This window comes from Pannonibacter indicus, from assembly GCF_001418225.1.
Taxonomy (GTDB): Bacteria; Pseudomonadota; Alphaproteobacteria; order Rhizobiales; family Stappiaceae; genus Pannonibacter; species Pannonibacter indicus.
Genome location: NZ_LIPT01000025.1, coordinates 1 through 19,695 on the forward strand (window position 1 = coordinate 1; position 19,695 = coordinate 19,695).

The 19,695-nt window shown below is 62.7% G+C and carries 19 protein-coding genes and 2 pseudogenes; 6 read left to right on the forward strand and 15 right to left on the reverse strand.

All coding sequences use genetic code 11. The annotated features are described in order from the left end of the window. Positions 1 to 251: 251 nt before the first annotated feature. Positions 252 to 437: pseudogene (locus ASC48_RS19425) on the reverse strand (type II toxin-antitoxin system RelE/ParE family toxin); the annotation flags it as partial. Positions 438 to 605: 168 nt separating this feature from the next. On the opposite strand from ASC48_RS19425, the gene ASC48_RS20050 reads away from it, so the two are divergent. After that, positions 606 to 902 (forward strand): NAD(P)-dependent oxidoreductase, encoded by a 297-nt coding sequence (locus ASC48_RS20050; RefSeq protein ID WP_244270116.1) that lies wholly within the window; start codon positions 606 to 608, stop codon positions 900 to 902. On the opposite strand, the gene ASC48_RS18705 is transcribed toward ASC48_RS20050, so the two are convergent. Then, positions 883 to 1,911, reverse strand: a complete 1,029-nt coding sequence (locus ASC48_RS18705) for an AbrB family transcriptional regulator (RefSeq protein WP_055457210.1) — start codon at positions 1,909 to 1,911, stop codon at positions 883 to 885. The two genes, ASC48_RS20050 and ASC48_RS18705, sit on opposite strands and share 20 nt — an antisense overlap. Before the next feature lie 97 nt (positions 1,912 to 2,008). Here ASC48_RS18705 and ASC48_RS18710 point away from each other — a divergent pair, with 97 nt between their 5' ends. Then, complete coding sequence (locus tag ASC48_RS18710; RefSeq protein ID WP_055457195.1) at positions 2,009 to 2,677, forward strand: GntR family transcriptional regulator; 669 nt, start codon at positions 2,009 to 2,011, stop codon at positions 2,675 to 2,677. Positions 2,678 to 2,813: 136 nt separating this feature from the next. On the opposite strand, the gene ASC48_RS18715 is transcribed toward ASC48_RS18710, so the two are convergent. Beyond that, positions 2,814 to 5,027 (reverse strand): SulP family inorganic anion transporter, encoded by a 2,214-nt coding sequence (locus tag ASC48_RS18715; RefSeq protein WP_055457196.1) that lies wholly within the window; start codon positions 5,025 to 5,027, stop codon positions 2,814 to 2,816. 578 nt (positions 5,028 to 5,605) lie between these two features. On the opposite strand from ASC48_RS18715, the gene ASC48_RS18720 reads away from it, so the two are divergent. Beyond that, a complete protein-coding gene (locus ASC48_RS18720) occupies positions 5,606 to 6,691 on the forward strand; it encodes an HD-GYP domain-containing protein (protein WP_055457197.1) in 1,086 nt (361 codons plus the stop codon). Here the strand turns inward: ASC48_RS18720 and ASC48_RS18725 are convergent. Then, complete coding sequence (locus tag ASC48_RS18725; protein ID WP_141659023.1) at positions 6,666 to 7,211, reverse strand: DUF3237 domain-containing protein; 546 nt, start codon at positions 7,209 to 7,211, stop codon at positions 6,666 to 6,668. The genes ASC48_RS18720 and ASC48_RS18725 overlap by 26 nt on opposite strands. A gap of 117 nt (positions 7,212 to 7,328) precedes the next feature. On the opposite strand from ASC48_RS18725, the gene ASC48_RS18730 reads away from it, so the two are divergent. Continuing rightward, positions 7,329 to 7,820, forward strand: coding sequence for a MarR family winged helix-turn-helix transcriptional regulator (locus ASC48_RS18730; RefSeq protein WP_055457198.1), 492 nt, complete (start codon positions 7,329 to 7,331; stop codon positions 7,818 to 7,820). Between the two features lie 92 nt (positions 7,821 to 7,912). On the opposite strand, the gene ASC48_RS18735 is transcribed toward ASC48_RS18730, so the two are convergent. The 5 genes from ASC48_RS18735 to ASC48_RS18755 form a co-directional block, all read right to left on the reverse strand. Next, a complete protein-coding gene (locus ASC48_RS18735; RefSeq protein ID WP_055457199.1) occupies positions 7,913 to 9,235 on the reverse strand; it encodes a TRAP transporter large permease in 1,323 nt (440 codons plus the stop codon). After that, a complete protein-coding gene (locus ASC48_RS18740; RefSeq protein ID WP_082440194.1) occupies positions 9,228 to 9,752 on the reverse strand; it encodes a TRAP transporter small permease in 525 nt (174 codons plus the stop codon). The genes ASC48_RS18735 and ASC48_RS18740 overlap by 8 nt, the downstream gene beginning before the upstream one ends. A 56-nt stretch (positions 9,753 to 9,808) precedes the next feature. Beyond that, positions 9,809 to 10,843 (reverse strand): TRAP transporter substrate-binding protein, encoded by a 1,035-nt coding sequence (locus tag ASC48_RS18745; RefSeq protein ID WP_055457200.1) that lies wholly within the window; start codon positions 10,841 to 10,843, stop codon positions 9,809 to 9,811. Positions 10,844 to 10,905: 62 nt separating this feature from the next. Beyond that, on the reverse strand, positions 10,906 to 11,688 hold the full coding sequence (locus ASC48_RS18750) for a crotonase/enoyl-CoA hydratase family protein (protein WP_055457201.1): 783 nt from the start codon (positions 11,686 to 11,688) through the stop codon (positions 10,906 to 10,908). Positions 11,689 to 11,789: 101 nt separating this feature from the next. Beyond that, on the reverse strand, positions 11,790 to 12,659 hold the full coding sequence (locus tag ASC48_RS18755; protein WP_055457202.1) for a LysR family transcriptional regulator: 870 nt from the start codon (positions 12,657 to 12,659) through the stop codon (positions 11,790 to 11,792). 107 nt (positions 12,660 to 12,766) lie between these two features. Between ASC48_RS18755 and ASC48_RS18760 the strand changes: the two genes are divergently transcribed. Beyond that, the gene (locus tag ASC48_RS18760; RefSeq protein ID WP_055457203.1) at positions 12,767 to 14,089 is read left to right on the forward strand and encodes a serine hydroxymethyltransferase; all 1,323 of its coding nucleotides are present in this window, start codon (positions 12,767 to 12,769) and stop codon (positions 14,087 to 14,089) included. Between the two features lie 16 nt (positions 14,090 to 14,105). On the opposite strand, the gene ASC48_RS18765 is transcribed toward ASC48_RS18760, so the two are convergent. From ASC48_RS18765 to ASC48_RS18790, 6 genes are all read right to left on the reverse strand, one after another. Then, complete coding sequence (locus ASC48_RS18765; RefSeq protein ID WP_055457204.1) at positions 14,106 to 14,825, reverse strand: glutamine amidotransferase; 720 nt, start codon at positions 14,823 to 14,825, stop codon at positions 14,106 to 14,108. A 176-nt stretch (positions 14,826 to 15,001) separates the two neighbouring features. After that, positions 15,002 to 15,745 (reverse strand): response regulator transcription factor, encoded by a 744-nt coding sequence (locus ASC48_RS18770; protein ID WP_055457205.1) that lies wholly within the window; start codon positions 15,743 to 15,745, stop codon positions 15,002 to 15,004. A gap of 313 nt (positions 15,746 to 16,058) precedes the next feature. Next, positions 16,059 to 17,381 (reverse strand): flagellar protein export ATPase FliI, encoded by a 1,323-nt coding sequence (gene fliI / locus ASC48_RS18775; RefSeq protein WP_055457206.1) that lies wholly within the window; start codon positions 17,379 to 17,381, stop codon positions 16,059 to 16,061. Then, positions 17,368 to 18,093, reverse strand: coding sequence for a hypothetical protein (locus ASC48_RS18780; RefSeq protein ID WP_055457207.1), 726 nt, complete (start codon positions 18,091 to 18,093; stop codon positions 17,368 to 17,370). The genes fliI and ASC48_RS18780 overlap by 14 nt, the downstream gene beginning before the upstream one ends. Beyond that, on the reverse strand, positions 18,090 to 18,815 hold the full coding sequence (gene flgF / locus ASC48_RS18785) for a flagellar basal-body rod protein FlgF (RefSeq protein ID WP_055457208.1): 726 nt from the start codon (positions 18,813 to 18,815) through the stop codon (positions 18,090 to 18,092). Before flgF ends, ASC48_RS18780 begins: the two co-directional genes overlap by 4 nt. A gap of 3 nt (positions 18,816 to 18,818) precedes the next feature. Beyond that, a complete protein-coding gene (locus ASC48_RS18790) occupies positions 18,819 to 19,433 on the reverse strand; it encodes a DUF1217 domain-containing protein (RefSeq protein ID WP_208975830.1) in 615 nt (204 codons plus the stop codon). A gap of 141 nt (positions 19,434 to 19,574) precedes the next feature. Here ASC48_RS18790 and ASC48_RS20055 point away from each other — a divergent pair. Further along, positions 19,575 to 19,695, forward strand: a pseudogene (locus ASC48_RS20055) (IS3 family transposase); the annotation flags it as partial.

The window sequence follows — 19,695 nt, forward strand, 5'->3', positions numbered from 1 at the left end:
GTCATCTCAGCTTGGCGCCAGTCTTCTGGAGGTGACCAAGCGCGATGGCTGGATGTATGCCGCCGTCTGGCAGCAATCCCTGTGGATCTGCCACTGAGTTTTTCCTCCATCTGAGATTAGAGTCCGGCCCTCGATTGAAGGACGGACAGATGAAGCGGAAGCGGTTCACGGAAGAGCAGATCATTTGGATGACAGTTCAGTGGCAGGTCAGTTCTTCTGTCGTAAGAAGATGCTTTGTTTCCAGTGGCATTCTATAGCTCCTTTGTCATTGCTTTGGCTGCGGAGATGTCCCGTTTCTGGTTACCTTTGTCGCCTCCACAGAGCATCACCACAACAACATCGCCCTGTCGTACGAAATAGAGGCGGTCTCCCGGCCCATAGTCGATTCGAGCTTCACTCACACCATTTCCGACAGGCTTGATATCTCCAAAATTGCCAAGGCTTCAGGAGATCAAGATGGCGCAGACAGCCATTCCCTTCCATTTTTGCCTTGGCGGCACCTCGCGCGGCCCCTATTTCCGGCGGGAAGACCTGCCTCAGGACCGCGAGACGCTGGCCTGACGCCGGACACAAAGGGCATCATCACGGCCGCAGACCTTGCCCTGATGCAGCCCCGCTCCATTCTGGTGAACACCGCACGGGCCGGGCTGATCGCCCCCGGCGCCCTGCGGGCCGCACTGGACGCGGGCCGTCCCGGACTTGCGGCGCTGGATGTATTCGACGAAGAGCCGCTGACCGATGCCGGCGACCCGGTGCTGTCACATCCGCGCGTGATCGCAACGCCGCACATCGGCTTTGTCACGGAGGAGGAGTTTGACCTGCAGTTTGCCGACGTGTTCGATCAGGTCAATGCCTTTGCCGCCGGCAAGCCGGTGCACCTGGTCAATCCGGAGGTGCTTTGACCCCAAAGAGGCGCGCCGCAACCGGCGCGCCCAGGATCACGATGACGATGCGGGTCAGATGGTGCAGGATGACGAAGCCAAGATCAGCACCGGCGACAATCGACAGCACCGTCATCTCCGCCTGTCCGCCCGGTGCAAAGGCGAGGAAGCCTTCCACCGGCTGAGCCAGGCCTGAGAGCGTGACAATTTCGGTGAAGATGGCCGCAAGCCCGGCCAGCAGCACGACGAAAGCAAGGCCGGACAGGATGAAGCTGCGCAGCTCGCGCAGCGTCACCCCCATGTACTGAACACCAATCCCCATGCCGATGAACAGCTGCGCACCGAGAATGACTTCCGCGGGCGGGCGGCTGTGAATGAGACCGCTCAACGACAGGACTGCGGTCACGATCATCGGCCCCAGGATCGACGCGCCGAACAGCCCGATCCGCTCCCCGCCTTTCCACCCAATCACAGCTGCCGCAGCCATCAGCAGAAGCTCGATCACCGGCAGATCCCGCATCGGAGCGCCGACGGCGCCCGAGAGACTGGCCCCATAAAGGGTGGTCAGAATGATGGGTGCCAGGGTGACAATGACCAGAACGCGGGTGGCATGAATGAGGGCCAGCGCCCGGACATTCGCCCCGGCCTCTTGACCGAAAATCACCATGTCCTGCAGGCCGCCGGGCATCGCCGCGTACCAGGCCGTCACCGGATCATAGCCGAGGCGCCGGAAGAAGGGCACGCCGACAGCCCCGATCACCGCCACATATACCGGAACCAGGGCAACGCTGCCGGCCATCTGGGGAATGCGTCCGACCACCTCCGGTGTGATGGAGGCCCCCACGGCAACGCCCAGGACCGTCCGTGCCAGAACAGAGACCGTGCCCATGCCCTTCAGCGGTGCACCGGACAGGGCCGCCAGCAGGCATGCGGCCATCGGGCCAAAGAGAAAAGGCAGCGGCAGACCGAGCACATAGAACACCGCCACACCCAGCCCCGCAATGGCGAGCGTCATCATCCTTTTTGTCATGCTTCTTGTCAGATCCGCCGGCACATCTGCCTCCTTGCGCTTTCTTGCATCCAAATGTATACAGTCGGATACCAAAAGATACAAGCGAGTTCACCCGATGGCTGAAGACAGCGAAATCCCGCAGGGCCAGGCGGCCTACCGCCGCTTGCTGGAAGACATCCGCGATGGCGGCCTGGCCCCCGGCATGCGCCTTCGCGAGACCGAGCTGGCCGAGCGGCTGGGCATCAGCCGCACGCCCGTCCGCGAGGCCATCCGGCAGCTGGAAGCGGACGGCCTCGTCGTTCACCTGCCCCGGCAGGGCGCCTCGATCCGCACGCTGGATCATGCGGAAGTGGTCGAGCTTTATGAAATGCGGGCGGTGCTGGAAGGCACGGCGGCACGGCTCGCCGCACGCGCGGCCTCAAGCATCGAGCTGGCGGAACTCGCCGCCCTCAACAACGAGCTGGCGGCCGCGCCTGCTGGCCCGCAGGCCCGCGAGCTGAACCGGCAGTTTCACCGCACCCTGTTCGATGCGGCACGCAACCGGTTTCTGCTGAAGTCGATCAGTGCCCTGCAGAAGACCCTGCTCATTCTCGGCCCCAGCACCCTGTCAGATCCGGAGCGCGCTGCGCTGGCCGTGGCCGAACATGCGGCGGTGCTGGCCGCCCTTGAGGTCCGCGATGGCGCGGGCGCTGAGGCGGCCATGCGTGCGCATGTGGAAGCTGCCTTGTCTGCCCGGATCCGCAGCATGCGTGGCCGCGAAATTCCGCTGGAAGATGACGTATGAAAGACTGGCCCGGACAGCGAAGGTTGCTGCATTGAACAGCGGCCGGCAAGGATGACCGGGACCTCTCCGATGGAGGACAGGATGGCTGGCAAAAACGCTACGCCCTACAGGTCCGTCCAGTGCCCGGCCTGCATGGTCACCCATGCGCCAACTGCACCATCTTGTTGGCAAGCACCAGCTTTTCGGCAAGGGTGACGGCAAGCAGGCGGTGGAAGAGGAGGGCGAGCTCGCTGTCGGTGTGCTCCAGCTTCTCAAGATCTGCCCGGCAAAGACGGTAAACGGTGGCGGGGCTTTCCACCACCACATCGGCAGTGCGCTTACCGTTGAGGCAGTGGCCGACCTCCCCCACCACCGCGCCGGCCGTCATGGTGCGCAGGCGCAGGCTTCGGCCATCGGGAAGCGTCATTTCCACACGCACGCGGCCTTCTCCGACAAGGAAAAAGTCATCGGCCGGGTCGCCCGCCCGGATCAGCGCCGTGCCCGGCTCCAGCTCCAGCCGCTCCATGGCGCCTGCAAGATCGGCAAGGCGCGGATGCGGTCCCAGGATCGATTCCAGGTGATGGGATATCTCCGCCCCGGCAGGGAGCAGCTTTTCCTCCACCAGCAGCGCGTCCTCGCACAGTTCCAGTGCATGATCGAGATCGGCGGCACAGGTGACACAATGCGCGCTGTCTCCTGCTCCGGCTCCCGTATTCAGACCGGAACGGGCCAGCGCTGCGGCAACGCTCTGCGGCATCGCGCTGAAGATCAGGCGCACGCCTGCCCGCTCCGTCATACCGTGGATCTTGGCAAAACCGGCAGCCGCGGCGGAGTCCATGCCGCTCATGCCGCTGAGATCGATGATGAGAAACCGCAGCGGCGTGCCGGAGGCCTGACCAGCCCGCTTGCGCACGCGGGCCACAACCTGCTCCATCGTGCCGAAGAAGAGGTAGCCCTGCAGGCGCAGCACATGGATCTGCTCCCCTTGCCGGTCGAGCGCGCGCACGGCTTCTGCCGAACGGTCCACACCGCTGCGCAGCTGGCGGCCATCGGCAGCCGTGCGCACCACCGGCAGGCGGGCATAATTGTAAACGAACATGACCACCGAGAAGGCCAGCCCCAGCATCAGGCCATAGAGGAAGCCCAGCACGGCAATGGAGGCGAGAATGGCCAGAACAATCAGCCATTCGCCCTGCGGCAGCTTGCGGCGGGCAGCGAAGGCCCAGTGGTAAATCAGTTCCGCGCCCAGAAACATCATCAGCCCCGCGGCGAGGAACCCGGGCATGGCGGCAGCGAGCGTCCCGGCAAAGGAAAGGCTGATGAGCAGGATCACCCCGGCAGAAATGCCTGTCAGCCGGGTTGCCGCCTGCATTTTAGCGGCGAGCAAGGTGAGGCTGAGGCCGGTATAGCCCGGCGCGCCGCCGAAACACCCGGCGAGAAGATTGGCAACGCCGCTCTCGCGCAGCTCCGCATTGGCATCCACTTCCCGGCCGAAAGCCGCCTCCAGCCCGCTGGTGTTGAGCAGCAGTCCAATGATGTTGAGGATGGCGATGCCGAACATGACCGGGATAGCCTGAACGACGGCCGCCCAGTCCGCCTGCCCCACGATCCAGAGTGGTGAGGGCAGGCTGACCATGGCATCGGCCGGAATATCCGGCAGCCATGTCCAGGCACGAGCCTGATCCGCCGAGATGCCGGCTGCGGCCAGCACCGCATAGAATGCGGCAATGGCGCCGGCCAGAGCCAGCGGCATGGTCAGCGGATGCGGCAGGCGGACAAGGCTGACCGAAAGCACCAGCGCCATCAGCACAGCGGGCAGCAGGGCGCCGAGGAATATGGGGTCTTTCACACTGGCAGACAGATCCGCCGCGAAACCTGATGCGATGGCGGCAAGGCTGTGCTCCCCCGTCACCATGACGAGCGCCCCCTCGATCAGCAGCCAGCCGGTGCCCGAGAGAAACCCGGCAATGACCGGATAGGGCAGAAACCGCACCAGCGTACCGAGCCGCAGCCGGCCGAACAGCAGGAACATCACCCCGGTCACCATGGTGCTGGCGCCCAGAATGGCAAGGATCGTCGCAATCTGCCGGTCCGTCTCCTGCCCTTCCATGCCCGCAAGAATGCCCGCCATGGAGGCGGAGAGAATGGCGATGCCGGTTTCCTGCACCAAGGCCACATTGCCCACATAGGGACTGCGCAGCGCGATATGGACCGACAGGATGACGCCGCTGAGCAGCAGCACCGCCACCCCCATGCCAAGCCCGGCCGCCAGCGGCCCGGCAAAGAGCAGCGCCGCAAAGGCGACGCCCGTGCCCAGATTGTCGAGACCCGCCGTAAGGCCGGCGGTGATGGACCGCAGATGCGCTTTCATGACCACGCCTGCCTGCTCCGGTCCCTGGCACCTTCAATGAAAAAGGTCATCCTGAACCGGGAAAGGAACTGGAGCTGAAACTGGCTGAATGTCATGGCAAACCGATGCAGCAAAACTGTGAGGCCGGGGTCCTGCCGCTTCCGGAGCATTACACTCCCGCCGCCGCACGCTTCTCAAGGACAAGGCCGCGCAGAGGAGAACCGGTCCCGGTTGAGCGACGCCCTGCGCGGCCCCGACGATACAGCATGAAGCTTCCGGCCTAGGCAAACGCATTTTTTCCATGAAATCTGCCGTTTGCAGCCTTAGCCCTGCAAAGTGGCCAATCCTGCGCACCTGCATCAACACCTGTTGAAACTTGGCGTCATGCGGGACCGTGCCGCCGCCGCCAGCATCACCGGCATTGGGACAGGCAGGCCCGTGCCGGAACACCTCGCCCTGTACAGAATGCAAGCTGCCCGAGAAGCAGGAACCTTGGGAAATAACTTGGATTCTTCAAGTGAATTTACTGAAACTTAGAGGTCACCATATACATCAAGATTGCTAAATTTTGGGAGAAACGGGCCGTGTTCAGGATAGTCATGCTCGTTAAAAACCTCGATCATTGCCCTCTCATCCTGCACAAGCTCGGCCAGTTTTATCCAGCCGAGCTGTTTGAGCACGGGGATGCGCACCGTGCCGGCCTTTTCGCTGCCGATCTGGTCCTGATTGATCTTGCCGAAGCGGACGAAGCCGACATGGAGACGGTTCGCATGGCGCTGTCCGAGACGCGCAATGTCACGAGCATCGCGCTGGTGCGGCCCAACAACCGCCGGGATCAAGTGCAGGCGAATGCGCTTGGCACCACGCTCATATGGTCCCGTATCCGCCCGGTGAGGGCCGTGCTGCAGGAGGTGGAACGCCTGCTCGGCTCCTACAGCATGCCCGTCATTCCGGCAGATGTGCCGCCGGCAACGCGCAAGTCTGTGCAGGCTGTAAGCCGGGCGCTCGGTGATTGCATCACCTCCGCCATTTCGGATGAACCCTTTCCGGCTGCACAGATCGGCCGGGCCGTCGACCTGACCCTGTCGTCCTTCCGTGTGGAGGGGCTGGACGCCTGGACGGCCGCCGTGCAGATGCATCACAGCCACACCTATTGCCATTCCATGCTGGTGACGGGTTATGCGCTGGCCTTTGCCGGTGTGATGGGCATGACGGCGGATGAAAGGGCGCGGCTCGGCACTGCGGCGCTGCTGCATGACGTCGGCAAGGTCTTCATCCCTCTCTCCATCCTCGACAAGCCCGGCAAGCTGACGGATGAGGAGTTTGCCTCCATCAAGATGCACCCGGTCAAGTCGCGCGAACTGCTCACAGGTCAGCCAGGCATTTCTGACGAAGTGGTCGACATTGCCGCCCACCACTATGAATATCTCGACGGCAGCGGCTATCCGGACGGGCTCAAAGGCGACGAAATCAGCCCCAGCGTGCGGATGCTGACCATCTGCGACATCTATGCGGCCCTCACCGAGAAACGGGCCTACAAGCCCGCCCTCAGCCCCCGTCAGGCCTATGGCATTCTGGTCGACATGGGCCGCAAGATCGACCAGAGCCTGTTGAAGATGTTCAGGCAGGTTGCCTTCGAGGCTGACAGGGTGGCTACCGTCAAACGCAAGGCTGGCGGCTTCTGATACCAGCCCCCGCGGAGGCAGGCCTGCAGCCTATTCGAGGGCGTAGAGAGATACGGTGACAGCCCGGGCATGGGCGGGCGCCGGTGCCCACGAACAGGGTGCGGTTGACCCATCCATAGCGCGTGTCCCCCGTTTCCAGCCTTGCCTGCGTGCGCATGTAACAGGATCCCGGCGGCACGCTTTCCCCCCGTGCGACGGCAGCCAGCACCTCCGCCGGACCATGGCGGAAGCCGTAGTTGATGATCTCGATCACCGCACCATCGTCCGTCTCCATCGCATAGCGCGTGTCCAGTACGGCAAGGCCATCAGTGAAGATCGTCTGCCAGTCGGCACCAAGGTTCAGGATACGGCCGCTGAGGCGCGGGCCCGTCACCTTTCCGCCAATGATGGGTATGATCCGCCGCCGGCCCGCACGCCCTGCGCCCATCTCCGTGATGGGGGCAAGTTCGACCTCCAGATTGCAGACATGAACGAGTTGCGGAACCGGCAGGACAACGGGCGCGCTGGCGGGCTGGGGCATGGACTTTCCTCCGGCGAAGTGCATATTGTTAACCTCATAAACAACTTAAGCAGGCGGTGCTTTTTCTTGCAAGACGCAAGGGATGCAGCAGCCCGGGAACCGGAGGAAACCCGCACCATGGCAGGAGACGGGGAGAACAGCAACGGCGGGGCAGAAACAGCTGCCGTCACAGCCGAGCCAATGGAAAAGCTTGACCAGCTGATCGGCTACAATCTGAAGCGGGTTTATATTCTCGTTCAGAATGACTTCCGCCAGGTGCTGACGGATGACGACATTTCCCCGCGGATGTTCTCCGTGTTGTCCATGAGCGTGGAATCTGCGGGCATCACCCAAAGCGAAGTCGCCCGGCAACTGGGCATCGAGCGGTCAGGCCTCGTGTCCATCATAGATGACATGGAAAGGCGCGGCCTCTTGAACCGCATGCCGGTGGAGGGCGACCGGCGCGCCTATGCGCTCCACCCGACAGAAGAAGGCCGGGCGGTCTACGAGCGGGCGCTGACCGCCGTCTTCGGCCATGAGGAGCGGATTTTCTCCGTCCTTTCCCCGGAAGAGCGGGCCAAGCTGCTGGAGCTGCTGATGCGCGTGCGCCGCTCCGTCGAGGGCGGCTGACGGCTTCTTGCCGGCTCCATGGCAGATAAACACGAACGGCGCGGATCAACTCCGCGCCGTTCGTCTTTGCAAGTCCGGTATGCCCTAGCCCGTCAATAAATGAGCCAGACCAGCGCCAGCGTGATGGGCGGGAACAGCACGAGAATGACGGTGCGCACGAGATCGGTCACCACGAATGGCATGGCACCGCGGAAGGTATCGCCAATCGGGATATCCTTGGCGAGCCCGTTGATGATGAAGAGATTCATCCCCACCGGTGGTGTGATCAGGCCAACCTCGACGACGATCAGCACCAGAATGCCGAACCACAGGCCGAAGTCATCGGGCGACATGCCGAAATCAAGGCCAGCCATCACCGGATAGATGATCGGGACCGTCAGCAGAACCATGGACAGAGAATCCATGATGCAGCCGAAGACCAGATACATCAGCAGAACGATGCCGAGCACAAACCAGGGCGAGAAACCCTGACTGCCGACCCACTGCGCCGAAAGCTGCGGCAGCTGGGTGAGCGCGAGAAAGCCATTATAGACCGCCGCGCCCAGAACGATGAGGAAGATCATCGCAGTGGAGGATGCCGTGGACAGAATGGCCTTGCGCAGTTTCTGCCAGCTCATGCCGCCGGATGCGACGGCTGCAATGCCAGTACCGGCAGCACCAACCGCAGCCGCCTCTGTCGGGGTAAAGAAGCCTAGATAGATGCCGCCGACAACCACGAGGAAGATGGTCAGCACCGGCCAGACGCTCACCAGCGCAGCAAGACGCCCGGACCACGGCACGCGCTCCTGCACGGTGGCGGAATTAGGCGACACACGGACCCAGATGGCGATCGCAATGATGTAGCCGGTGGCGGCCAGAATGCCCGGCATCATCGCCGCGACAAACAGTTTGGCAATGTTCTGCTCGGTCAGAATGGCATAGATGACGAGGATCACCGACGGCGGGATGAGAATGCCCAGGGTGCCGCCGGCCGCCAGCGCGCCGGTGGAAAGGGAACCGGGATAGCCATAGCGGCGCAGTTCCGGCAGCGCGACCTGAGCCATCGTCGCAGCGGTGGCGAGCGATGATCCGCAGATGGAGCCGAAGCCTGCCGAAGCGCCAATTGCCGACATGGCGACGCCGCCGCGCCGGTGCCCCAGGAAGGAGGCGGCGGCAGCGAAGAGCGATGACGACATTCCGGACAGGGTCGCGAACTGGCCCATCAGCAGGAACAGCGGCACGATCGACAGCGAATAGTTCGAGAAGGTGCCGAAAGTCAGGTTCTTCAGCTGGTTCAACATCATCATGTTGCTGCCCGTCACCATCCAGGCACCGCCCAGCCCAACCGCCAGCATGGCAAGGGCGATTGGAAAGCGCAGAAAGATCAGGACCAGCAAAACCGGAAAGGACCAGAGCCCCAGCTCAAAATTAGACATTTGCCGCTTCTCCCCCTGTCCTGCCCGTCAGCACCCGGACAGAGCGCAGAACACAGAACACGGCGACATAAATGAAGGCTGCACATCCGGCGACACCGGCCGCATAGGCCTGCCAGACAGGAAACTGCAGAATGAAGGTGGTCTCGGCATAACGCATCTTGTCATGCATGCCGAGCCAGAGGCGCCAGGTGATCACCAGCGCCGCCCCCAGCATCGCCAGGTCGATGAGCACATCAAGCACCCGGTTCATGACGGCCGGATAGACGGGCTGCAGCAGATCGACGCTGGCATGGCCCCTCATGAGGTGGCACCAGGGCAGAAAGGCGAAAATGGCAAAGCCGACACCCATCTCGATCCACTCATAGTCGCCCCGGATCGGCTGCAGGCCGAAAGGGATCAGGATACGGCCGATGATCGAGACACAGGCTAGCACTGTCAGGACGATGAGGACGCCACCACCCAGATAGGCCATCGCGCGCGCAACCCAGTCAGCGGTTCTGAAATAGAGAGAATACACGGTGCGTCATCCTGCTGGCGGGAAGGACCGGGCGGACACCGCCCGGTCCAACAGGGTTACTTGGCTGTATTTTCCTCGATCAGCTTCTTGGCCTGATCGATGAGAGCCTGACCGTCGATGCCCTTGGTCTGCATATCGGCAACCCAGCGGTCCACCACCGGCTGGGACGCTTCTTTCCAGCGGGCCACTTCCGCCTCATCGAGCGTGATGATGTTGTTGCCGGCCTTGACGGCAAGCTCGCGGGCCGGCGTGTCATACTCATGCATGACCTTTGCAGCAAAGGCAGAGAGCTTCGGCCCGGACTCGGCGTCAATGATTGCCCTCAGGTCGGCAGGCAGGGACTCGTACTTGTCCTTGTTCATTGCCAGAACGATGGTTGCCGTGTAGAGCGCTTCCTTACCCCCGAATTCCGTGTGGTTCTTGACCAGTTCGGTCAGGCGGATCGACGAAGTAACTTCCCATGGGATGACCGTGCCGTTTATCACACCTTTCGACAGGGCTTCGGGAATGCCCGGCAGCGGCAGGCCGACCGGAGTTGCGCCCAGCTCCGACAGGAGATCGTTGATGACGCGGGTCGGGCCGCGCATCGTCTTGCCCTTCATGTCTTCCAGCTTGGCGATCGGATCAACGGAGTGAATGACGCCGGGGCCATGGACCCATGCACCAAGGACCTTCACATCCTGATATTCGTTCTGCTGGAAGTCGGTCTCGACCATGTTCCAGAAAGCGAGCGACGTGGCGACCGGATCGGTCATCATGAACGGCAGCTCGAACACTTCGGTCCGCGGAAAACGGCCCGGCGTGTAGCCGACGATGGTCATGATCATGTCCACGACGCCATCGCGTGCCTGGTCGATCAACTCCGGCGGACGCCCGCCCAAAGACATGGCGTCAAAATGCTCGATCTTGATCCGTCCGCCAGATTTCTGGGTGATTTCCTCGCCCCAGGGTTTCAGGATTTTCGAGGGAACCGGCGCGACAGGCGCCAGAAACTGATGCAGGCGCAGGGTAACTTCCTGTGCCGCAGACGGCAGGGCCGAAAGGGCCATGAGCCCGGCGGCCATCAATGCAACAAGTCCACGCTTCTTCATGTCTTTCCTCCCGTTTCACCACATCCGGACCCCGGCTGCGGTGCATTCCTCCTCCAGAACCCTCAGCGGAAGCTGGGGGGCCTCTTTTCAAGAAAGGCCTTCAGGCCTTCCTGCGCATCCGGCGTCGTGACCGACATGGCCGCCGCAAGGCTCTCCACGAACAGGCCATCGCCCCTCGACATATCATCGATACGGCCAAGAGCCTGAATCATCAGATAGTTGGAGAACGGCGCATTGGCGGCTACGCGGGCGGCGATTTCCAGCGCCTTGTCCAGCGCCTCCCCCTCGCCCACCACATAATGGGCAAGGCCGAGGGAAAGCCCCTCTTCGGCGCCATAACTGCGGCCGGTGAGCATCATCTCCCGCATGCGGTCGGCTCCGATCAGGCGGCCAACGCGCACCGTGGCGCCCCCGCCAACGAAGATGCCGCGGCGGCCCTCCGGCAGCTGGAACCGCACCGAAGGCTCGGCAATGCGCACATGGGTCGAGGCGGCAATCTCCAGTCCGCCACCAATCACGGCGCCCGTCATCGCCGAGATGACCGGCAGACGGCCATATTCGATGAGATCGGAGACCCGGTGCCAGTTGCGGGAATGATAGACCGTGTCCACGCCGGAGCGCGCCTTGTGCTCGGCCAGATCAAGTCCGGAGCAGAAATGGCCGCCTGAGCCGGTCAGCACCACGGCCCGGATATGGGCGGGCGGAGCTGAAAAGAACCGGTCCAGCGCATCCACCAGAGCATCGCTCATGGCATTGCGCTTTTCGGGCCGGTTGAATGTCAGAACAGCAATGTCCTCGCGCTCCTCAACGCGGATGACATCCGTTCCATTCACTGCTTCACGCATCGGGTCCTCCCTCCCGATCCATGCGGATCGAGATTGTTATAGCAGTGAACAGTTTATTCTCATAGCGGTTTTTAGAGGTAAATGCGCATGGCTGGACGGGCTCAAACACTGGAGAGAAGCCAGTCCCGCACCCGGGCGGCAGGGCTGCGCGGTGCCGGGCGGCGGGCGGACCAGAGCCGCAGCCCGCGCGGGAGAGTAACCCTTCCAGCAAAAGGCGCAACCAGCGTGCCTGCTGCCAGTTGCCGCGCCACCAGCGCCTCATGCCCGATCAGAACCCCCGCGCCGTTGATGGCCTCCTCCAGCGCCAGGGCATAAAGGGAAAAGACCGGACCAGCCCGCAAGGGCACATGCGGCGCGTGGACGGAGGCCCAAAGGGTCCAGTCATCCGCCCAGCTGGCATCCTGCAGGCAGGGCACTCCGGCCAGGCTGTCCACTCCCTCCAGTCTCGCGGCAAGAGCAGGCGCACAGACAGGGAAAATCACGTCCCGCGCCAGCCAGCCGCCAGCCTCCCCGCCATAGAAGAGGCACAGATCATAGGGGGCGCGCTTGAGATTGGGCGGCTGCTCCATGGCGGTGATGGAGATCGAGATTTCGGGCGCCGCCGCGCGCAAGGCCGGCAGGCGCGGAGAGAGCCAGAGCTGGGCCAGCGATGGTAAGGTGGCGATATGCACCTGCCGGGGCGCAGCTTCCGCCTGAAGAATGCGGGACGCATCCGCCAGCGCGTCAAAGGCCGACGTGAAGGCAGGGCTGACCCGCTCTCCCAGCCGCGTGAGCTTCACCCCGCGCGGCGAGCGCTCGAACAGGCCCGCCCCCAGCGTCTTTTCCAGCGCCTTCACATGGGCGGTCACCGCACCCGGCGTCACGCCCAGCTCCTGTGCGGCTGCAACAAAGGAGCCAAGCCGCGCCGCCGCCTCGAAGGCACGCAGGGCATTGAGCGGCAGATCCCGTGGTTTTGGCGGCGCGACAGCCATGCTAAGCCTCAATTTTTCTAAGCCTAGATTTTCCTTGATCTGAGTTGCCGTCAAGCGGCAAGACGCCCTAGCCTCGGGTTACCGAAGCTCCTTCACAGGATATCAGCATGACCAGCCTTGTCCGCCGCCCCTGGGTTCCCGAGCCTTGTGAAACCCGCGTCCTGGAAATCGCAGCCGCCACGGCCGGGGGGACTTCCACCGGAACGGCAGAACGGATCGAGGCTTTGATCCGCCGCAACCTCGCCATCCACGACGAGGAATGCTTCAATCTCAACCCGGCCACCAACGTGATGAACCCGCGCGCGGAAGCCGCCCAGGCCCGCGGCCTCGGCGGACGGCCCTCCCTTGGATACCCCGGTGACAAATATGAAATGGGGCTTGAGGCAATTGAGGAGATTGAGGTTATTGCAGCCGAGCTCTCCGCCGAAGTCTTCAAGGCCACCCATGCGGAGATCCGCGTCGCTTCCGGCGCCATGGCCAATCTCTATGGCTTCATGGCACTGACGAGGCCGGGCGACGTGATCATCGCCCCGCCCGGCTCTATCGGCGGCCATGTCACCCATCACGCGGCCGGCTGCGCCGGGCTCTATGGCCTCATCACCCATGCCGCGCCGGTGCTGGCCGATGGCTACACGGTGGATCTGGATGGCCTGCGCAAACTCGCTCTGGAGCTGCGCCCGAGGCTGATCACCATCGGCGGCAGCCTCAATCTTTTCCCCCATCCGGTGAGGGAAATCCGCACGATTGCCGATGAGGTGGAGGCGCATGTGCTATTCGATGCCGCGCATCAGTGCGGAATGATTGCCGGCGGCGTCTGGGCCAATCCGCTGGACGAAGGCGCGCATCTGATGACCATGAGCACCTACAAGAGCCTCGGCGGTCCGGCCGGGGGCCTGATCGTCACCCGCGACGCGCAGATAGCCGAGCGGCTGGACCACATCGCCTTCCCCGGCATGACCGCCAATTTCGATGCCGGAAAATCCGCTGCGCTGGCGCTGACCATGCTGGACTGGCGCGACTTCGGCCCCGCCTATACCCGCGCCATGGCGGATCTGTCTCTGGCACTGGCCACAGCCTTGAAGGCGGAAGGACTGCCCGTCTTTGAAACTTCGCGCGGCATGACACAGAGCCACCAGTTCGCGCTGGAGGCAGCCAGCTTCGGCGGCGGACAAGCGGCGTCCAAAACCCTGCGCAAGGCAGGCTTCCTTGCCAGCGGCATCGGGCTTCCGGTTGCACCGGTCGAGGGGGACATGAACGGCCTGCGCTTCGGCACGCCGGAACTGGTGCGCCGGGGCGTGACGCCTGCCACCGCCCCGGACCTCGCAAGATTGATCGCCGCAGCCCTGACGGGCGGAAAACCGGAAACGCTGGCAGCGGAAACAGCTGCCCTGCGGCGGCAGTTCACCGGCGTGCATTACGTGCACGCCTGAAGCGTCCGCCAGTCCGTCAAACTCTCCCGGCAGCGGCGGCGCAGAACTGGCGCAGCATTTGCCGGGACACCGGCGTCTCCGACACGGACGCAAGCAGTCCCTCGACATCGGCTCCCTTCGCCTCGAAGGACGAACGGCGGCGCTCGATGCAGCTGCGCATCAGGTCCGGGAAGAACTCCGGATGGAACTGCACCGACAGCGCATTGCGGCCATAGCGCAGGATCTGATGCGGATCATGGGCGGAACGTGCGAGCACTTCTGCACCGGCCGGCAGCTCCAGCACGCTCTGCTCATGGGTGAGGAAAACATCGAACTGCTGCGGCACACCGGCAAGGGCCGTATCGGCAAGTCCTGCGGCCGAGAGCGTCACCGGCAGCTGCCCGACCTCCGGCCCGCCGGGATGATAATCCACCCGGCCGCCCAGCGCATGGGCCATGAGCTGATGTCCGTAGCAGACGCCGAAGAGCGGCAGGTCTTCGGCCATGGCGCTGCGGATCCAGTCTGCCGTGCGCTCGCTCCAGTCCTCTCGGCCGCTCACCATGGACCAGGAGCCGGTGATGGCGGCACTCCGCACCTCAGCAGGTTCCGGCAGCGCTTCACCCAGATGCGGCCGCACCACGGACACATCCAGCCCCAGCCCTTCCAGCGCAGAGCGGAACCAGTCGCCCTGCTCGCCCCATTGCATGCGCAGATCCGCGGGCGGAGTGCCGGCCTGAATGATCAGGATTGAAGACATGCGGGAACACCCCCTGTTGTGGCAGCTGAAATTAAAGGGGTTTCCCGGAGTTCGCCAGCAGCTGGGGACAACTTGCCAGCAGGCACAAAACTGTTCAGGCCCGCACAAGCTGCGGACTGCAGATTGCCGTCAGCAACCCGCAGCCCTCAAGCCAGGAAAGGGAAAAGAAGAAAAGTTCAGACGCGTTCCATCGGCGCAGAAACGCTGCGGCGGGCATCCTGCGCAGGACGGGCAGCAGCTTCCTGAGGCTGAGCCTTCAGCATGTAACCGATGTAGCGCTTGGATTCGACCGGGTCATAACCGAGCCGCGCCTTGAGCTTCTTGCGGAGCTTGGAGACGTGGCTTTCGACAACGCACTCGTCTACTTCCTCATTCATGAGGCCGTAAACCGCATTGTAGATCTGGGTCTTGGTAACACGGCGGCCATGGTTACGGGCAAGATATTCAAGAATGCGGCGCTCGCGGCGCGGCAGCTCGAACACTTCTCCACCGACGATAGCATCCCGCCCGTCAAAGAAAACCTTGATGCGCCCGACTTCGAGATTGTCCGCCTCGCTCATCGTCCGGCGGCGGATAGCGCCGACACGGGCGAGAATCTCACGCACGTGGATGGGCTTGCGCAGCACATCATCAACGCCGCAGGCAAAAAGCTCCAGCGTCTGGTCGAGACTCGGACGCTCATCCAGAGCCAGAATGGGAGCTTGATCGCAATAGGACCGGATCAACCTCGGGAAATCAGGACGCTCCTCGCATTCACCTAGCAAAAACGCCTCAAGCGAAGCGAGATCATCCTCGGAAGCTGTCTTGATCCAGTCCGGCAATTCAGCCGGGGTCAGTGCCATACAGGCGAAACCTTCACGCTCGAAACCGGCGGCATAACCTGCCGTTACGATCTCCCGCGAGTCGACAATCACGAACATAGTGTTTTCCCCAACACAGCCTTGCAACCAACTGTTAGTGGGTAGAAGCGCCTACGTCAAATGTATCGTGCAGTTACAGCCGGAAAAGGTTGTGACTTTGGCGTATAATCCGTAACATCGCGGTTGAATATTTTATATAAATGCCAAACTGCGGCACCAAAGCGGAAAAATCGATAAACTTCAAATCAATCAGATATTGTGATTCGCACCTTCACGCGCCCTCACATCAGGGAACGCATGTGAAATTATAATGACACAACCTGAGCAACGCAAGAGGCATGCCCACCCTATTCTTCCGTTGCGTCATTTTCTTCTATGAAGAGAGTGCTCTTGCCAGATCACCGAATGGATCGGGCGATGGCAGGCCCCGTGCGTCCTGCCTCAGGAACTCATAGATCCGCGGAACCAGTTGCACGGCCTTGTCGAGCGCGGGATCACTGCCGGCCTGATATCCCCCCATCAACCGCAGGTCGCGGGTGTCTTCGTAGCGCGAGATCATGGCTTTCAGCCGCATGATCAGCTCACGCTCTTCCGGTGTCCAGGCATGCTGGGACAGGCGGGAGACAGACGACAGGATATTGACTGCCGGATAGCGGCCGGCGTCAGCGATTGCACGGTCGAGAACGATATGCCCGTCCAGCACACCGCGCATCGTGTCGGCCACCGGATCATTGTGATCGTCGCCATCGACCAGCACCGAGAAGACGCCGGTAATCGCTCCCTCCCCTTCGGCCCCGGGGCCAGCCCGCTCCAGCAGGCGGGTCAGGTCGGAGAAAACGCTTGGCGTATAGCCGCGGGCGACCGGCGGTTCGCCGGCGGCCATCGCCACATCGCGGGCCGCATGTGCAAATCGCGTCGCGGAATCGATGATCAGCAGCACAGACTGGCCGAGGCCCCGAAAATATTCGGCCACACTCATCGCCGTGCGCGGGGCAAGACGCCGCATCATGGCGCTCTCGTCACCGGTCGCCACGACCACAACGGACCGCTCCAGCGCATCGCCCAGCACGTCTTCGACAAACTCGCGCACCTCGCGTCCACGCTCGCCCACAAGGCCGACGACCACGGTGTCGAAATCGCCCGACCCCGCCAGCATGGCCAGCAACGTGGACTTGCCGACGCCGGACCCTGCGAAGATGCCGATACGCTGGCCAACGCAAAGCGGCGTAAACAGGTCAATGACCTTGACGCCCGTGCGCACCGGCTTGCGGGCGCGGGCGCGCTCCAGCATCTGCGGCGGCTCGTTGTCGAGGGACATTGCTGCGGCGCTGGCGCGCAAGGGTCCCTTGCCATCGGCCGCCTGCCCCAGCGCATTGACCACACGGCCTTTCCAGGCCTGATGCGGATGCACCGTCAATGCGCCCTTGCGCCAGGCGCGGGCGCCGATGCCGATATCTGCCAGATTGCCGTAGGGCTTCACATAGACATCATCCTCATCGAGGCGGATGATCTCGCCGCGCCGCTCGCCGCCCTTGCCTTCGAGTGACACAAGATCACCGATGCAGACGGAACGCGACAGCCCGGTGACGCGAATGACACCAGGTGTCACCTGAATGACCCGGCCGCCAATGCGGACCGGATCAACTTCCTTGGAAGCTGCAGAAACGGCAAGCGCCAGCCGGTCAAGCGCGGGCATCGCGGATCAGATCCTTATGACGGTTGCGCAAGGTTTCCAGCACATCGAGCGGCAAACGGTTCGCCGGGTGCTGGATAACCGCATCCAGCGCGGCCGGTTGATCCTGAGGCCGCGCCTCCGGCATCCCGGAGCCGGACGACGGTTTGGCCAGAGGCACTGCGACGCTTGCCTGATCCGTGAGCCAGCGCGTGAGGTTCACCGGTGCGGCCGCAGCCTCATCGCGCGAGCGGGCCACGCGCATGCCCAGCGGATCATCTGTTCCGGTGCCTTGTGAAGACGCAGGAGCGGAGTCATTAGCCAGCTCATGAACTTGCGGCTTGGCTGAAGGAATGGCCAATTCAGCCGGAGCCCGCGCAACAGCCGCTTCCGTGTTCTCCGTTGTGCCCGGCGTTTGCAGGGCGCCTTCCACGGCAGAACCGGCCATGGCGTAACCAAGCATGCCGGCCATGCCAAGCGGACCGCCGAGGGCCAGCCCATAAAGCGCGTGACCCGCATGGCGGGCCCCGCCGGAGATCTGGTCCCCCGTCACATTCCGGTAGATCTCACCGATGAGCGGCAGATGCTGGAAAGGATTGATGATATCAACGATATCGCGAAACCCCAGGCCGTTGCCGTCTTCACCGGTTGAGGCATCCGCAGTCAGACGGGGTGAATTGACGCTGCCGGCGGTCACTTGCGGCTTGACCGGCGGCACAGCGCCCAGCGGCGTCACGAGACCGCTCCCAGATCGCGCACGGCCTGCGACTGGGTGTCATTGCTGGTGTCGATCATCTTCGTCGCGCTGTCGAAGGCCCGGGTCAGCATGATCAGCTTGGTCATTTCACGGATCGGATTGATGTTGGAGCTTTCCGTATAGCCTTGCACGATGCTTGCCGTATCAAAGGCCTGCACCGGCTCTGCGGGCTGATCCGGGATGACGCCGGAGTTTTCGAAGCGGCGGAGCTTTGCATCTTCGGGAATGCGGAACAGGCCGATAGCACCGGCGATATCCTCGCCCTGCGTCACTGTTCCATCCGGCCCGATGCGCGGCATACCCTGATTGAGATCTAGCTGGATCGGCAGGCCGCCGGCATCCAGCAGGTCATGGCCATTCAGCGTGCGCAGAACGCCGTCCACATCGATCTTCATGCGCCCGTCACGGGTGTAGGCAACCGTGGCTCCGGCGCGGATAGCAAACCAGCCATCGCCATCGACGGCCAGATCCAGTGGATTGTCGGTCTTGCTCACCCCGCCCGCCTGCCGGGAGATATAGGTTTCACCAGCCGTGGCAAAGCTCACCGGATCAGCCCCAGCCTTGGACAGGACTTCGGCGAACTTCACCTCATCCGCCCGGTAGCCAGCCGTGTTCATGTTGGCAAGGTTCCGGGCGACCGTCTCCAGCCTGTTGGAAAGAGCAACCTGAGCCGACAGGGCGACATAAAGTGCGGACTGCATGGATCAACGTCCTCCGAGCCTGAGCGACTGGATCTGGGAGAGAAGGTTCTCACCGATGGCAGCCGACGATCCGGGCCCGGCCATGATGAGGGTCGCAATTGAAGAGGTTGCAGGGGTGCCGTTCTGGAAGTCCCACATGGTGGCAAAGCGGCGCAGGAAAGTGTCGAGCTTTGCGGGATCCTTGAACTCATCGAAGTTCAGGCGCTGCTTCAGGAAGGCAGCCTGCTTGTCGATGTTCGCCATGGCAAAGTTTTCCGGCAGGCCGAGCGATGTATAGACCACCTTCGCAAGGGCCCTGTCTGCCAGGATATCAAAGGGGCCTGTAATGCTGTCCGCCTTGCGCTCAAAATAGAGTGCAAGGCGGATGGCCTCGTTCTGGGTGCCCGAATTCACCTCGAGCGTCTGGCGGACATAGCTGTCAACGACAGGCTTCTTGACACGCTCGAAGGACGTCGCCGTATCGCCATACCGGGCGAAGTTGAAAGTCTTCACGAATTCGGCGTAGCGCTTGTCCGACAGCTTGTTGGCAAAGGCCGCCTTGTCGTCAACGCCCTCCTCAAGCGCCTTCTTCATGAAGGCCTTGGCATAGTCCATATCTTCAAGGCCAAACGCCTTCATTGCATACTTGAAGATACGCGTATCCTTCAGAAAATCATCAATCGTTTTGATGTTCTCGATATTATTCAGATAATATTCTGATCCACCCCCATTGAACGGGTCCACCTTGAAGTATGGTTTTGACCCTGAAGGAGGACCACAATGGCAAACAAGCGACACAAGCCCGACGAGATCGTCACGAAGCTTCGGCAGGTTGAGGTTTTGCGCGGCCAAGGCATGGCGATGGCGGATGCCGTTCGCCAGATCGGCGTTTCCGAGCTGA

Coding starts and splice junctions, on each gene's coding strand:
- ASC48_RS20050 (WP_244270116.1), top strand. CDS start 606: ATGCAGCCCCGCTCCATTCTGGTGAACACCGCACGGGCCGGGCTGATC.
- ASC48_RS18705 (WP_055457210.1), bottom strand. CDS start 1,911: ATGACAAAAAGGATGATGACGCTCGCCATTGCGGGGCTGGGTGTGGCG.
- ASC48_RS18710 (WP_055457195.1), top strand. CDS start 2,009: ATGGCTGAAGACAGCGAAATCCCGCAGGGCCAGGCGGCCTACCGCCGC.
- ASC48_RS18715 (WP_055457196.1), bottom strand. CDS start 5,027: ATGAAAGCGCATCTGCGGTCCATCACCGCCGGCCTTACGGCGGGTCTC.
- ASC48_RS18720 (WP_055457197.1), top strand. CDS start 5,606: ATGCTCGTTAAAAACCTCGATCATTGCCCTCTCATCCTGCACAAGCTC.
- ASC48_RS18725 (WP_141659023.1), bottom strand. CDS start 7,211: ATGCCCCAGCCCGCCAGCGCGCCCGTTGTCCTGCCGGTTCCGCAACTC.
- ASC48_RS18730 (WP_055457198.1), top strand. CDS start 7,329: ATGGCAGGAGACGGGGAGAACAGCAACGGCGGGGCAGAAACAGCTGCC.
- ASC48_RS18735 (WP_055457199.1), bottom strand. CDS start 9,235: ATGTCTAATTTTGAGCTGGGGCTCTGGTCCTTTCCGGTTTTGCTGGTC.
- ASC48_RS18745 (WP_055457200.1), bottom strand. CDS start 10,843: ATGAAGAAGCGTGGACTTGTTGCATTGATGGCCGCCGGGCTCATGGCC.
- ASC48_RS18750 (WP_055457201.1), bottom strand. CDS start 11,688: ATGCGTGAAGCAGTGAATGGAACGGATGTCATCCGCGTTGAGGAGCGC.
- ASC48_RS18755 (WP_055457202.1), bottom strand. CDS start 12,659: ATGGCTGTCGCGCCGCCAAAACCACGGGATCTGCCGCTCAATGCCCTG.
- ASC48_RS18760 (WP_055457203.1), top strand. CDS start 12,767: ATGACCAGCCTTGTCCGCCGCCCCTGGGTTCCCGAGCCTTGTGAAACC.
- ASC48_RS18765 (WP_055457204.1), bottom strand. CDS start 14,825: ATGTCTTCAATCCTGATCATTCAGGCCGGCACTCCGCCCGCGGATCTG.
- ASC48_RS18770 (WP_055457205.1), bottom strand. CDS start 15,745: ATGTTCGTGATTGTCGACTCGCGGGAGATCGTAACGGCAGGTTATGCC.
- fliI (WP_055457206.1), bottom strand. CDS start 17,381: ATGCCCGCGCTTGACCGGCTGGCGCTTGCCGTTTCTGCAGCTTCCAAG.
- flgF (WP_055457208.1), bottom strand. CDS start 18,815: ATGCAGTCCGCACTTTATGTCGCCCTGTCGGCTCAGGTTGCTCTTTCC.
- ASC48_RS18790 (WP_208975830.1), bottom strand. CDS start 19,433: ATGAAGGCGTTTGGCCTTGAAGATATGGACTATGCCAAGGCCTTCATG.